Source organism: Escherichia sp. AM3, from assembly GCF_032029835.1.
GTDB lineage: Bacteria > Pseudomonadota > Gammaproteobacteria > Enterobacterales > Enterobacteriaceae > Escherichia > Escherichia coli.
Window position 1 is genome coordinate 1 of record NZ_JAVUPQ010001057.1, and the last position, 262, is coordinate 262.

Below are 262 nucleotides of genomic sequence, written 5' to 3' on the forward strand. Positions count from 1 at the left end.
CGTTGAGCCTGTCGCCCCGGAACTTCGCCATAGCGCGTTTAACAATAAAACTGTTGGACAACGTGCTGCCATCATCGCTGCCGGCCCGGTAGCCAATTTCATCTTCGCTATCTTCGCTTACTGGCTGGTGTTTATCATCGGCGTGCCTGGCGTGCGCCCGGTCGTGGGCGAAATCACTACGGGTTCTATTGCGGCAACGGCGCAAATTACACCGGGAATGGAACTTAAAGCGATTGATGGTATCGAAACCCCTGATTGGGAT

General features: G+C 54.2%; 1 protein-coding gene. It reads left to right on the forward strand.

Going from position 1 to position 262, the window contains the following annotated elements:
* Nucleotides 1–262, forward strand: a 262-nt coding sequence (locus RTW80_RS29680; protein WP_312721717.1) for a site-2 protease family protein, incomplete at both ends; no start/stop codon positions are given.